At 54.8% G+C, this 13,870-nt stretch carries 10 protein-coding genes; 4 read left to right on the plus strand and 6 right to left on the minus strand.

Going from position 1 to position 13,870, the window contains the following annotated elements; all coding sequences use genetic code 11:
* Window positions 1-21: 21 nt before the first annotated feature.
* The 3 genes from lolE to lolC are packed head-to-tail and all read right to left on the minus strand — an operon-like array spanning window position 22 to window position 3,159.
* Complete coding sequence (lolE, locus tag HV213_RS17435) at window positions 22-1,266, minus strand: lipoprotein-releasing ABC transporter permease subunit LolE (protein ID WP_181482671.1); 1,245 nt, start codon at window positions 1,264-1,266, stop codon at window positions 22-24.
* Window positions 1,266-1,967 (minus strand): lipoprotein-releasing ABC transporter ATP-binding protein LolD, encoded by a 702-nt coding sequence (gene lolD / locus HV213_RS17440; protein ID WP_110277142.1) that lies wholly within the window; start codon window positions 1,965-1,967, stop codon window positions 1,266-1,268. The genes lolE and lolD overlap by 1 nt, the downstream gene beginning before the upstream one ends.
* A complete protein-coding gene (gene lolC / locus HV213_RS17445) occupies window positions 1,960-3,159 on the minus strand; it encodes a lipoprotein-releasing ABC transporter permease subunit LolC (protein ID WP_112216803.1) in 1,200 nt (399 codons plus the stop codon). The genes lolD and lolC overlap by 8 nt, the downstream gene beginning before the upstream one ends.
* 304 nt (window positions 3,160-3,463) lie before the next feature.
* Here lolC and mfd point away from each other — a divergent pair, with 304 nt between their 5' ends.
* A complete protein-coding gene (mfd, locus tag HV213_RS17450; RefSeq protein WP_181482672.1) occupies window positions 3,464-6,910 on the plus strand; it encodes a transcription-repair coupling factor in 3,447 nt (1,148 codons plus the stop codon).
* 165 nt (window positions 6,911-7,075) lie between these two features.
* Entirely contained in the window at window positions 7,076-8,035 is a 960-nt protein-coding gene (gene ldtC / locus HV213_RS17455; protein WP_181482673.1) for a L,D-transpeptidase LdtC, read from the plus strand.
* Between the two features lie 154 nt (window positions 8,036-8,189).
* Here ldtC and bhsA read toward each other — a convergent pair whose 3' ends face one another.
* Window positions 8,190-8,447, minus strand: coding sequence for a multiple stress resistance protein BhsA (bhsA, locus tag HV213_RS17460; protein WP_110277139.1), 258 nt, complete (start codon window positions 8,445-8,447; stop codon window positions 8,190-8,192).
* A gap of 249 nt (window positions 8,448-8,696) precedes the next feature.
* Here bhsA and HV213_RS17465 point away from each other — a divergent pair, with 249 nt between their 5' ends.
* Entirely contained in the window at window positions 8,697-9,332 is a 636-nt protein-coding gene (locus tag HV213_RS17465; RefSeq protein WP_181482674.1) for a TetR/AcrR family transcriptional regulator, read from the plus strand.
* Between the two features lie 231 nt (window positions 9,333-9,563).
* On the plus strand, window positions 9,564-11,741 hold the full coding sequence (locus HV213_RS17470; protein ID WP_181482675.1) for a TonB-dependent siderophore receptor: 2,178 nt from the start codon (window positions 9,564-9,566) through the stop codon (window positions 11,739-11,741).
* Window positions 11,742-11,788: 47 nt separating this feature from the next.
* On the opposite strand, the gene HV213_RS17475 is transcribed toward HV213_RS17470, so the two are convergent.
* Window positions 11,789-12,328, minus strand: coding sequence for a glycine zipper 2TM domain-containing protein (locus tag HV213_RS17475; protein WP_112216808.1), 540 nt, complete (start codon window positions 12,326-12,328; stop codon window positions 11,789-11,791).
* A gap of 205 nt (window positions 12,329-12,533) precedes the next feature.
* Window positions 12,534-13,838 (minus strand): NAD(P)/FAD-dependent oxidoreductase, encoded by a 1,305-nt coding sequence (locus HV213_RS17480; RefSeq protein WP_181482676.1) that lies wholly within the window; start codon window positions 13,836-13,838, stop codon window positions 12,534-12,536.
* Window positions 13,839-13,870: the final 32 nt, after the last annotated feature.

A 13,870-nucleotide genomic window follows, 5' to 3' on the forward strand; every position in this document is an offset into this window, starting at 1 on the left:
AAAGCCGATCATGACGATAAATTACTGGCCACTCAGCACCCTCGCCGGGTCAATGCGGCTGGCGCGGCGGGCGGGATACCAGCTGGCCAGCAAACTCAGCAACAGTGCCGTCACCAGCACGTAAACGACGTCCAGCCAGTGCAGTTCTGACGGCAGGAAGTCAATAAAATAGATGTCGCCGGAGAGGAATTTATGCCCGATCAGATCCTCAATCCCGTTAATAATCGAGGTCAGCTTGAACGCACAGATAACGCCAATCGCCACCCCAATCAGGCTCCCTACCGAACCGGCAAGTAAACCATACCATACGAAAATCGCGCGGATCAGGCCGTCTTTTGCGCCAAGCGTGCGCAGCACCGCAATATCGCCGCTTTTATCCTTCACCGCCATCACCAGCGTCGAGACGATGTTAAAGCAGGCCACGCCGATCACCAGCACCATCGCCAGATACATAATGGCGCGGATCATCTGAATGTCGCGATACATATAGCCGTAGGTGCCAATCCAGCTCTTGATATAAACGTAGCTGTTGGTCACTTCGCCCGCGTCGCGCACCAGGGTATTCGCATGGAACACATCGTTCACTTTAAGCGCGATACCGGTCACGCTGCTGCCCATATCCAGATACTGCTGCGCATCCTGCATTGGGATCATGGCAAAACTATGATCAAGCTGGCCGCTGAGCTGCAAAATACCGGTAACGTGGAGCCTGACGCGTTTAGGTTGCAACAGTTGGTGATCGGCATCGGAGTTAGGGATCATAATTGAAACCCAATCGCCCTGCTTAACGTGCAGCGCGTCGGCGACGCCTTTACCGAGGATAACCTGCTGCTCACCGGCCTTAAAGCTGGCCCAGGCGTTATTCTGCACAAAGGTTGGCAATGAGCTGAGACGACTCTCCTGCTGCGGGTCGACGCCCTTCACCTGAATCGCGCGCATATTGCTGCCGCTCTCCACCAGCCCGGTGAAGTTAATATAGGGCGCGGCGGCAACGATGCCTTTGACCTTTTCAACCTTCGTCAGCGCATCGTTCCAGTTGTTCCACGGCTGGTTTACCGGCTCAATTTCACCATGTGGGACCACCGCCAGAATGCGGTTATTGAGTTCGCGCTCAAAGCCGTTCATCGCGCTCAGGCCGACGATTAATACCGCCACGCCCAGCGCAATGCCGATGGTTGAGATAACCGAAATCAGCGACACCATCCCGCCGCGTCGCCGCCCGCGGCTAAAACGCAGGGCAATCAATAACGATAACGGAGAACCCATTACTCGGCCCCCATCAGGGAGAGTTCAGCGGTCAAGTGCCCATCGCGCATCTCCAGCTGGCGGTTCATGCGTTTTGCCAGCTGCAGGTCATGGGTGACCACCAGAAAGGCAGTGCGCTGGGCCACGTTCAGCTCGCCGAGAAGCTGGAAAATGCTGTCGGCGTTGCGTGCATCGAGGTTACCGGTAGGCTCATCCGCCAGCACCAGACGCGGTTTATTGACCAGCGCACGGGCAATCGCCACGCGCTGACGTTCGCCGCCGGAAAGCTCCGACGGACGGTGGTCACTTCGATGCTCAAGCCCAACTGCGCGCAGCATCTCTTTGGCCTGGCGTTCGATATCCGCCGCCTTCTGCTTGCCTATCAGCAGAGGCATCGCCACGTTTTCCAGGGCGGTGAAATCCGGCAGCAGGTGGTGGAATTGATAAATAAAGCCCAGCTCGCGGTTACGCAGGTCGGCACGGGCTGCGGCAGAAAGCTGGCTCATCGATTGACCGGAAAAAATAACGTCGCCAGAGGTCGGCGTATCCAGCCCACCCAGCAGATGCAGCAGCGTACTCTTGCCGGAACCGGAGGTACCGACAATCGCCATCATTTCGCCCTCTTCAATGCTGAAGCTGACATCGTGCAATACGTCGGTTTGCACAGTGCCTTCCTGATAGCGTTTGCACAGGTTGTCGCATTGCAGCAGGATCTTATTCATAACGTAAAGCCTCAGCGGGTTGAGTGGCGGCAGCGCGCCATGAAGGATACAACGTAGAGAGTAATGCCAGCACCATCGCCACCAGGGCGATGGAAATCACCTGCAGCGGCTCAATGGCTACCGGCAGCGCGGCACCATCAAGAAACGCGCCGATAATCGGCATCAAATTATTCAACTGGCTGGCAAGCAATGCGCCCAGCCCGGCACCCAGTAGCGCACCGACAATCCCGGCGCTGGCCCCCTGGACCATAAAGACCAGCATGATTTGCCGCGGTGTCAGTCCGAGGGTCTGCAAAATTGCCACCTCGCCCTGTTTCTCCATCACCATCATCCCCAGAGAGGTGATGATATTGAAGGCGGCGACGGCGATGATCAGGCTCAGCAGCAGGCCCATCATATTTTTTTCCATCCGCACGGCCTGGAACAGTTCGCCTTTACGCTCGCGCCAGTCCTGCCATTTAGTGCCCTCCGGCAGCGTTTGTTGACTAAGGGTATCAACCTGCAAAGGCTGACTCAGCCACAGACGCCAGCCGGTAATATTGCCCAGCGGGTAGCGCATCAGGCGAGAAGCATCGTCAATGTTGGTCAACATCTGATAGCCATCGACTTCACTACTGGCGGCAAAGGTGCCGATCACGTTAAACAGACGCTGGCTGGGAACCCGCCCCATCGGAGTGAACTGGCTGGCGGAGGGGACCATCACGCGGATCTGATCGCCGCGATTAACCCCCAGCTGTCCGGCCAACTGCTCGCCGATAATCACGTTGTATTTTCCAGGTTGCAGATCGCTTTGCTTGACGTTCACCAGGTATGGCGTCAGAGGATCTTTCTGCGCCGGGTCGATACCCAGTATTACGCCAACCGCCACGCTGCGGGCGCTTTGCAGCACCACATCGCCGGTAGTCAGCGGCGCAATCCGGGTAACACCCTGTAATTTCACCGCGCTTTCCGGCAACTTTTGCGGATCGATGGACCCTTGCTGGGCGCTAAGAATGGCCTGTGGCATCAGCCCCAGGATGTTGTTTTGCAGCTCGCGCTCAAAGCCGTTCATCACCGAAAGCACGGTAACCAGCGCCATTACGCCAAGCGTAATGCCAATGGTCGAGAGCCAGGAGACGAAACGACCGAAGCGGTCAGCTGCGCGCCCGCGCATGTAGCGAAGGCCAATAAAGAGTGCGGCAGGTTGATACATGTAATCCATCTGATTGCTGAAGCCGATGCCCGAGTATATAAGCGATTATGAGCAGCGTAAATGTCTGAAACCTGACGATTTTATTAGCAAAGCTATTAAAACCACAATGTAAACAGCAACATAGGTAAGTAAGCCCTTATTTATCTTTACGCTTATCAGAGTCCGTTACATTTTTGCCCAAAACATGACATTTGCGATACGGGTTGGCGAATCCAGGTCGATCGCGGATAATCACACTATTGAATATCAGCGAGTTGCCCTCCATATCGGCAGAGCGAATCCCCAAGAGATTATGATACCGTCTATGCCTGAACAAAACCGATACTCTCTGCCGGTCAAAGCCGGCGATCAGCGCCAGCTTGGCGAACTTACCGGCGCGGCCTGCGCAACGCTGGTGGCAGAAATGGCCGAGCGTCACGCCGGACCGGTGATCCTTATCGCCCCGGACATGCAAAACGCTCTGCGGCTGAATGATGAAATCAGGCAGTTTACCGACAGCATGGTGGCAGGCCTGGCGGACTGGGAAACGCTCCCCTACGACAGCTTCTCGCCGCACCAGGATATTATCTCTTCCCGTCTCGCCACCCTTTATCAGCTTCCGACCATGGAACGCGGCGTGCTGATCGTTCCGGTCAGCACCCTGATGCAGCGAGTCTGCCCGCATAATTTCCTTCATGGTCATGCGCTGGTGATGAAAAAAGGCCAGCGTCTGTCGCGGGATGCCCTGCGCTTACAGCTCGATAGCGCCGGTTATCGCCATGTCGATCAGGTGATGGAGCACGGTGAATACGCCACGCGCGGGGCGCTGCTTGACCTGTACCCAATGGGCAGCGAACAGCCCTATCGTCTTGATTTTTTTGATGACGAAATCGACAGTCTGCGTCTGTTTGACGTCGACAGCCAGCGCACGCTGGAAGAAGTCGCCGCCATTAATTTGCTACCTGCGCATGAATTTCCGATTGACCAGGCCGCTATCGAACTTTTCCGCAGCCAATGGCGCGACCGCTTCGACGTGAAGCGCGACGCCGAACATATTTACCAGCAGGTCAGTAAAGGCACGCTGCCGGCGGGGATCGAATACTGGCAGCCGCTGTTTTTTAACGAGCCGCTACCGCCGCTATTCAGCTATTTCCCGGCCAAAACGCTGATTGTGAATACTGGAGATCTGGAAGCCAGCGCCGAACGGTTCCAAAATGAAACCCGTGCCCGCTTTGAAAATCGTGGCGTCGACCCGATGCGCCCTCTTCTGCCGCCGGAGCTGCTTTGGCTGCGTAGCGATGAACTGTTTAGCGAGCTGAAAAAATGGCCGCGCATACAGCTAAAAACCGAACGTCTGGCGGAGAAAGCCGCCAATACCAACCTCGGTTATCAGTCATTACCCGAGCTGGCGATTCAGGCGCAGAACAAAGCGCCGCTGGATAACCTGCGCCGCTTCCTTGAATCCTTCAGCGGGCCGATTATTTTCTCTGTGGAAAGCGAAGGCCGTCGCGAAACGCTGGGCGAAATGCTGGCGCGAATTAAGGTGGCGCCGAAATATATTCGACGCCTTGAAGAAGCTACCGGTAATGGCCGCTACCTGATGATCGGCGCGGCGGAACATGGTTTTATCGACAGCCAGCGTAACCTGGCGCTGATTTGCGAAAGCGATCTGCTGGGCGAGCGCGTGGCCCGCCGTCGCCAGGATTCACGGCGCACCATTAACCCGGACACCTTGATCCGCAACCTGGCGGAGCTGCATATTGGCCAGCCGGTGGTGCATCTTGAGCATGGCGTAGGCCGCTACGCCGGAATGACCACCCTTGAAGCGGGCGGCATTAATGGCGAATACCTGATGCTGACCTACGCCAACGACGCCAAACTGTACGTGCCGGTGTCGTCGCTGCATCTGATTAGCCGCTACGCCGGTGGCGCGGAAGAGAACGCGCCGCTGCATAAACTGGGCGGCGACGTTTGGGCGCGCGCGCGGCAGAAAGCCGCCGAGAAGGTGCGTGATGTGGCCGCCGAGCTGCTGGATATTTACGCCCAGCGAGCAGCAAAAGCAGGCTACGCGTTTAAACATGATAAAGAGCAGTACCAGCTATTCTGCGACGGCTTCCCGTTCGAAACCACGCCGGATCAGGCGCAGGCCATTAACGCCGTGTTAAGCGATATGTGCCAGCCGCTGGCGATGGACCGCCTGGTCTGTGGCGATGTCGGCTTTGGTAAAACTGAAGTCGCCATGCGCGCCGCTTTTCTGGCGGTTGAAAACCATAAGCAGGTGGCGGTGCTGGTGCCGACCACCCTGCTCGCCCAGCAGCACTTTGATAACTTCCGCGATCGCTTCGCCAACTGGCCGGTGCGCATCGAGATGCTCTCGCGTTTCAGAAGCGCCAAAGAACAGGCGCAGATCCTCGAACAGGTCGCTGAAGGGAAAGTCGACATACTTATCGGTACCCATAAGCTGCTGCAACCGGACGTTAAGCTGCGCGATCTTGGCCTGCTGATTGTCGATGAAGAGCACCGATTCGGCGTGCGCCACAAAGAGCGCATCAAGGCAATGCGCGCCGATGTCGATATTCTGACCCTGACCGCGACGCCGATTCCGCGTACCCTGAATATGGCGATGAGCGGGATGCGCGATCTGTCGATCATTGCCACGCCGCCGGCCCGCCGTCTGGCGGTCAAAACCTTTGTGCGCGAATATGATGCTCTGGTGGTGCGTGAGGCTATCCTGCGCGAAGTGCTGCGCGGCGGCCAGGTTTACTATCTCTTTAATGATGTCGAAAACATCCAGAAAGCGGCAGACAAGCTGGCAGAGCTGGTACCGGAAGCACGTATCGCCATCGGCCACGGGCAGATGCGCGAGCGCGAGCTGGAGCGAGTGATGAATGATTTCCACCACCAGCGCTTTAACGTGCTGGTGTGCACCACCATCATCGAAACCGGGATCGACATTCCCACCGCCAACACCATTATTATCGAACGCGCCGACCACTTTGGTCTGGCGCAGTTGCACCAGCTGCGCGGTCGCGTTGGTCGTTCGCACCATCAGGCCTATGCCTGGCTGCTGACGCCGCATCCAAAAGCGATGACCACCGATGCGCAAAAACGCCTTGAGGCTATCGCGTCGCTGGAAGATCTCGGCGCCGGGTTTGCGCTGGCGACCCATGACCTCGAAATTCGCGGCGCGGGTGAACTGCTGGGCGAAGATCAGAGCGGTTCGATGGAAACCATCGGCTTCTCGCTGTATATGGAGCTGCTGGAAAACGCCGTCGATGCGCTGAAAGCCGGGCGCGAACCCTCTCTGGAAGATCTCACCAGCCAGCAGACGGAAGTTGAGTTACGGATGCCGTCACTGCTGCCGGACGACTTTATCCCGGACGTGAATACTCGCCTGTCGTTCTACAAGCGCATTGCCAGCGCGAAAAATGAAAACGAGCTGGAGGAGATCAAGGTTGAGCTTATCGATCGCTTCGGCCAACTGCCGGATCTGGCAAGAAACCTGCTCGATATTGCCCGTTTACGCCAGCAGGCGCAGAAGCTAGGGATCCGCAAACTGGAGAGCAACGAGAAAGGCGGCACCGTTGAGTTTAACGAGAAGAATCACGTTAACCCCATGTGGCTAATTGGCTTATTGCAGAAACAGCCTCAGCACTATCGACTTGATGGCCCGACGCGTCTGAAGTTTATGCAGGACCTTGCCGAGCGTAAAACGCGGATGGACTGGGTGCGTCAGTTTATGCGTCAACTGGAAGAAAACGCCACCGCTTAGCGGTATTCGGGATACGGCCTGGACGCCGTATCCCGGCCCTCCAACATGCTCTGCAAAATTTACAAACATTTTGCAATCCCTCTGCACTTCCCAACACTCGCTACGCCATAATGCGCAAGACTTTACGTATAAAAATAACCACTTACATTATATGGAATTAGCGTGATGAAAAGCTTTTCGCGTATTTCAATTTGGTTGGGGATGATTGCCATCGCCGCCGCGCTGGCGCTACCCGCCCGCGCCAATACCTGGCCGCTGCCACCTCCGGGCAGCCGGCTGGTTGGGCAAAATCAGTTTCACGTCGTCGAAAATAACGGCGGTTCCCTGGAAGCCATTGCCAAAAAGTACAATGTCGGTTTTCTGGCGCTGCTACAGGCGAATCCTGGCGTTGATCCTTACGTTCCGCGAGCGGGCAGCGTGCTGACGATTCCGCTACAAACCCTGTTACCTGAAGCGCCGCGCGAAGGGTTAGTCCTTAACCTTGCCGAGCTGCGCCTCTACTACTATCCGCCGGGTAAAAGCGAGGTCACCGTCTATCCTATCGGCATTGGTCAGTTGGGCGGCGATACCATTACGCCAACGATGGTCACTACCGTTTCCGACAAGCGCGCAAACCCGACCTGGACGCCGACGGCCAATATTCGCGCCCGCTATAAAGCAATGGGCATTGACCTGCCCGCCGTCATGCCTGCCGGGCCAGATAACCCGATGGGCCACCACGCCATTCGTCTGGCAGCCTACGGCGGCGTCTATCTGCTTCATGGTACTAACGCGGATTTCGGCATCGGTATGCGCGTCAGCTCCGGCTGCATCCGCCTGCGCGATGACGATATCAAAACGTTGTATAGCAAGATAACGCCGGGCACTAAGGTCACCATTATCAATACGCCGATTAAAGCCTCTGTCGAGCCGAACGGTACACGTCTGGTTGAAATTCACCAGCCGCTGTCCAAACACATTGATGACGATCCGCAGACCCTGCCTATTACGCTTAACGACAGCATGCAGGCCTTTAAGCAGACCCAGTTAACCGATGAGGATGTTATGGAGCGCGCAATGACGCTGCGTTCAGGTATGCCGGTTGACGTGACGCGTCACCATGGTGGCAGCACGCAGTCGCTATAGCCTCCTGAAAGCAGATATAAAAAAACCGCCTGACACAAACGTGCTGGCGGTTTTTTTGTAGCAATAATCAAACAGGGTACAACATATTTCTTGCTAACGCGGGCTGCTGAAGGGGTCAGGTCCGCGTTTTGTCAGTGGCATGACAGGGTACAAATTATTTGTAGATAACCGCAGTCCCGTGAAGGGTGTTAGGACCGGTTACCGAAGTAATACGATAAGAGCTTGCGCCCATTTCTTCAGCCTTTTGCGCCAGCTGATCTTCCAGAGAACCCAGGTTGGTCCCGGCGGAAGCGGAAACGGTGCCAATTTTATGCTGGCCTGCCGGAGTTGACTGAACCTCAACAGCGGCAAAGCTTGCGAAAGAGAGCGAACTAAGAACAGCGGCGATGGCCAATGTTTTAACGTTTTTCATGATTATTATACCTATGCAGATGAATGTTTTTGTAGGGTCGAACGAATTAACTTAACGATCGATAGGTAAATAATAATGTGATCCACGTCACACGTCAAACCATTTTTATAACGACCATATAACTATTTATAAAAAACTTAAAATTCATACATATATGAATTATTTATTTTTAGAGCAACATCACTGGCAGCTCACGACGTTTATTTTTATAATGCCCTTTCAACAAACCAACACAGGTACAACGGCACCATGACAACTGACGTTCAAGGTTGCGTAAAAAAAAGCCGTGGCCGACCTAAAGTGTTCGACAGGGACGCGGCGCTGGATAAGGCCATGACACTCTTCTGGCAGCACGGCTATGAAGCCACCTCTCTTGCAGATCTGGTGGAGGCGACGGGCGCAAAAGCGCCAACGCTCTACGCAGAATTCGTGAATAAAGAGGGGTTGTTTCGCGCAGTGCTGGATCGCTACATCTCTCGCTTTGCCGCCAAACACGAAGCATTGCTGTTTGATGAGGGTAAAACCGTCGATCAGGCATTGCGCGATTACTTCACCGCTGTCGCCACCTGCTTTACCAGCAAAGAAACGCCCGCAGGCTGCTTTATGGTCAACGCCTCTGCAGCGCTGGCGGCCTCGTCTACCGATATCGCCAATACGCTTAAATCGCGGCATGCCATGCAGGAACAGGCATTGACGCAATTTCTACAGCAGCGGCAGCTACGCGGGGAACTTCCGTCTGACGGCGACGTGAGCCAATTGGCGCAGTTCTTAAGCTGCGTATTGCAGGGCATGTCAATCAGCGCCCGCGAAGGTGCAGATTTCACTAAAATCATGCAAATTGCCGAGACCACGTTGCGTCTTTGGCCGCAGGTTCTTCAGCACTAAACCTCTCTTTGACCGATGGCTCCTCCGTCGGTCACCTCCTGTTTTACCCACACATTAAGTAATACTTTCAATAGGTTATTTGCACATTTCACGTGAATGATATTGATAACAATAATCAATACGGGCAAACTCCAGCCTTAAACATTTCTGTTTATTTCACCTTGTAACAACCGGTGCGCCCGTACCGGAAAACTAAAACAACGATATCGTAAACTCATAAAAGGAATGAGCATGAAAACGCGTCTCTGGGTGCTTAACCCACTGCTGCTGGCAACCGCCCTCCCCGCCTGGGCCGCTGATGACAACATGATCGTCAGCGCCAACCGTACACACCGTACCGTCGCTGAAATGGCCCAGACCACCTGGGTTATCGAAGGCCAGGAAATTGAACAACAGGTTCAGGGCGGTAAAGAGTTCAAAGACGTACTGGCGCAGCTGATCCCCGGCATCGACGTCAGCAGCCAGGGACGTACTAACTACGGCATGAATATGCGCGGTCGCGCGATCGTGGTGCTGATTGACGGCGTTCGCCTTAACTCTTCCCGTACCGACAGCCGTCAGCTCGACTCTATCGATCCTTTCAACATTGAGCACATCGAGGTGATCTCCGGGGCAACATCGCTGTACGGCGGCGGCAGTACCGGCGGTCTTATCAATATCGTCACCAAAAAGGGCCAACAGGAGCGCCAGGTCGATCTGGAGCTGGGCGGTAAAACCGGCTTTGCTAATAGCAACGATCATGATGAGCGCATCGCGGCGGCGGTGAGTGGTGGAACCGACCACGCATCTGGCCGCTTGTCCGTAGCCTATCAACACTTTGGCGGCTGGTATGACGGCAACAACGATGCGCTGATCCTCGATAATACCCAGACCGGGCTTCAGCACTCGGATCGCCTGGACGTGATGGGAACGGGAACCATCGAAATTGACAATAACCGTCAGCTCCAGCTGGTCACGCAATACTATAAAAGTCAGGGGGACGACTACGGACTGTATCTGGGGAAAAATATGTCGGCGGTGACCGGCGACGGTAAAGCCTTCACCACTGACGGGCTTAATTCCGACCGCGTCCCCGGCACCGAACGCCACTTGATTAGCTTGCAGTACTCAGATGCTGACTTCTTTGGTCAGAACCTGGTCAGCCAAATCTACTATCGTGATGAATCCCTGACCTTTTACCCCTTCCCTACGCTGAGTAAAGGCCAGGTCAGCAGCTTCTCTTCCTCAAAGCAGGATACCGATCAATATGGCGCGAAGATAACCCTGAATAGCCAGCCGCTGGACGGCTGGGATCTGACCTGGGGGCTGGATGCCGATCACGAAACATTCAACGCCAACCAGATGTTCTTCGACCTGGGGCAATCGATGCCTTCCGGCGGCCTGAACAATCAGTCGATTTATACTACCGGTCGTTATCCGAGCTACAGCATTACCAACCTGGCACCTTTCCTGCAGTCCAGCTATGACCTGAACGATATCTTCACGATTAGCGGCGGTGTGCGCTACCAGTGGACGGAAAATAAGGTCGATGATTTTGTCGGCTACGCCCAGCAGCAGGATGTCGCCAACGGCAAAGTCAGCTCGGCGGATGCGATTCCGGGTGGTAAAACCGATTACGACAACTTCTTATTTAACGCCGGGATTGTTGCCCACCTTACCGACCGTCAGCAAACCTGGTTTAACTTCACCCAGGGCGTTGAGCTGCCGGATCCGGGCAAATATTACGGCATTGGCAAATATGGCGCAGCGGTTAACGGTCATCTGCCTCTGCTTTCAAGCGTTAACGTTGGCGATTCGCCATTGCAGGGAATTAAAGTCAACTCTTACGAGCTCGGCTGGCGCTACACCGGTGATAATCTACGTACTCAGTTGGCGGCTTACTACTCCACTTCGGATAAGACCATCGTCGTTAACCGTACCGATATGACTATCGACGTCGAGTCTGACAAACGCCGTATTTATGGACTTGAGGGAGCGGTGGACTACTTCTTCCCTGATAGCGACTGGAGCGCCGGAGCTAACTTTAACGTACTGAAATCTCAGGTTAAGAGTGACGGCAGCTGGAAAAAATGGGATGTTACGCTCGCGTCACCTTCAAAAGCCACCGCCTGGGTTGGCTGGGCGCCGGAGCCATGGTCGCTGCGGGTACAAAGCCAACAGGTATTTGATATCAGCGATGCCAGCGGCAATAAACTCGATGGCTATAACACCATGGACTTTATCGGCAGCTACGCGCTTCCTCTCGGCAAGCTAACCTTCAGCATCGAAAACCTGCTCAATGAAGACTATGTCACCATCTGGGGCCAGCGCGCACCGCTGCTTTACAGCCCAACCTACGGCAGCAGCTCTTTATATGAGTACAAAGGTCGCGGTCGCACCTTTGGCCTGAACTACGCTCTGAGCTTCTGATAAAAAAGCCCCTCAGACTGAGGGGCTAATAGAAATAAACATCTTTTTTACGCTTTATTAGTCAGAATCAGTTGGCCGTTACCGTCCAGCGGAATTTGCGTCCCGGGGTCGCGATCCATGCGGATTTTACCCTGCTGGTCGCCGATTTTATAAGTGACGTCATAACCGAGCATTTTTTCCGATTTGTCGTACACCGTTTTACAGCGCTGCTGGGTAGTGGTGTAGGTATCCCCTTCCTGCATCGATCCCTGTATCTGGTTACCGGCGTAGCCGCCGCCCAGCGCACCGACCACGGTAGCAACATCACGACCGCGTCCGCCGCCAAACTGATGGCCAATAACGCCACCGGCGACTGCACCTAATACGGAACCCGCGATACGGTTTTCATCCTGCACCGGGCGACGATGAGTCACGGTGACGTTTCGGCACTCCTGGCGTGGCGTTTTAACACTCTCTTTTATCGGCGTACTGGACACCACCTGCGCGTATTGCGGGCCACGATCTAACACGTTAAGACCGGCAACGGCTGCAACGCCCAGCGCGGCGGCCACGCCAATCCCTATACCCGCCAACATCGATTTATTCACGGGAGCTCCTCCTTCGTTGCTATTGCCTGTAATTCTGCGATCTGGACACAGGGCTTGCAAATAAGAAGCGGATTAAAAACACAGGAAAATAGCAGGATTCAGAGGAATCCGAGAAGGTTTAGGGGATAAGGCAGAAGGATATTCTGGAATTGAGCTATAGATACACCGGGCGGCAAAACCATCAGATTCTGCCGCCCGTCGGTCATTAGTGCAGCTTCAGACGCGGACGAATAATACGGTTGATACGGCCAACCAGCATCATCAGGCCGGTTTTAAAATAGCCGTGCAGCGCAATCTGGTGCATACGGTACAGAGAGATGTACACGAAACGCGCGATGCGTCCTTCGATCATCATAGAACCGCGCATCAGGTTGCCCATCAGGCTTCCGACGGTGGAGTAGTTAGAGAGCGATACCAGCGAACCGTGATCTTTATAGGTATAAGATTTCAGCGGTTTGCCTTTCATTTGCGCCAAAATGTTGTTCAGGGCGCAGCTCGCCATCTGGTGTGCAGCCTGGGCGCGCGGCGGCACAAAACCACCTTCCGGACGGGCGCAGGAAGCGCAGTCGCCGATTGCGTAGATGTCCTGATCGCGCGTGGTCTGCAGCGTCGGCTCAACCACCAGTTGGTTGATGCGGTTAGTTTCCAGACCACCAATCTCTTTCATAAAGTCCGGTGCTTTAATCCCTGCCGCCCAGACCATTAGATCAGCGTCAATAAATTCACCGTCTTTGGTGTGCAGACCGTTAGCATCGGCGCTGGTGACCATGGTTTTAGTCAACACGCGAACGCCAAGCTTGGTCAGCTCGCTGTGCGCAGCGCCAGAAATGCGCGGCGGCAGTGCAGGCAGAATGCGCTCCCCGGCTTCCACCAGCGTCACGTTCAGCGCTTCGTTAGTCAGTCCTTTATAACCGTAGCTGTGCAGCTGTTTTACCGCATTGTGCAGTTCAGCAGAAAGCTCCACGCCGGTCGCGCCGCCGCCGACGATGGCGATATTCACTTTGCCGTTCGCGCCAAGATTCGCAGAATACTTCAGGAACAGATCCAGCATTTCCTGGTGGAAACGGCGCGCCTGATGCGGGTTGTCGAGGAAAATACAGTTCTCTTTTACGCCTGGTGTGTTGAAGTCGTTAGAAGTGCTTCCCAACGCCATGACCAGCGTGTCGTACGGCAGCTTGCGCTCGGCAACCAGCAGTTCGCCTTTTTCATTATGCACTTCAGCAAGGGTGATGGTTTTCGCTTCGCGGTTGAGATCCATCACCGATCCCAGTTGGAACTGGAAGCCGTGGTTGCGGGCATGAGCCAGGTAGCTCAGCGCATCTACACCTTCATCAAGTGAACCGGTTGCCACTTCATGCAGCAGCGGTTTCCACAGATGGCTATGATTGCGATCGACCAGCGTTATTTTGGCTTTTTTATTACGACCTAGCTTTTTACCCAACTGAGTCGCCAGCTCCAGCCCGCCAGCCCCACCACCTACAATCACTATTTTTTTCATTGGTGTAGTCACACAACCCCCTAAAATTATTAACCAATTGTTAA

This window comes from Klebsiella sp. RHBSTW-00484 (assembly GCF_013705725.1).
Taxonomy (GTDB): Bacteria; Pseudomonadota; Gammaproteobacteria; order Enterobacterales; family Enterobacteriaceae; genus Klebsiella.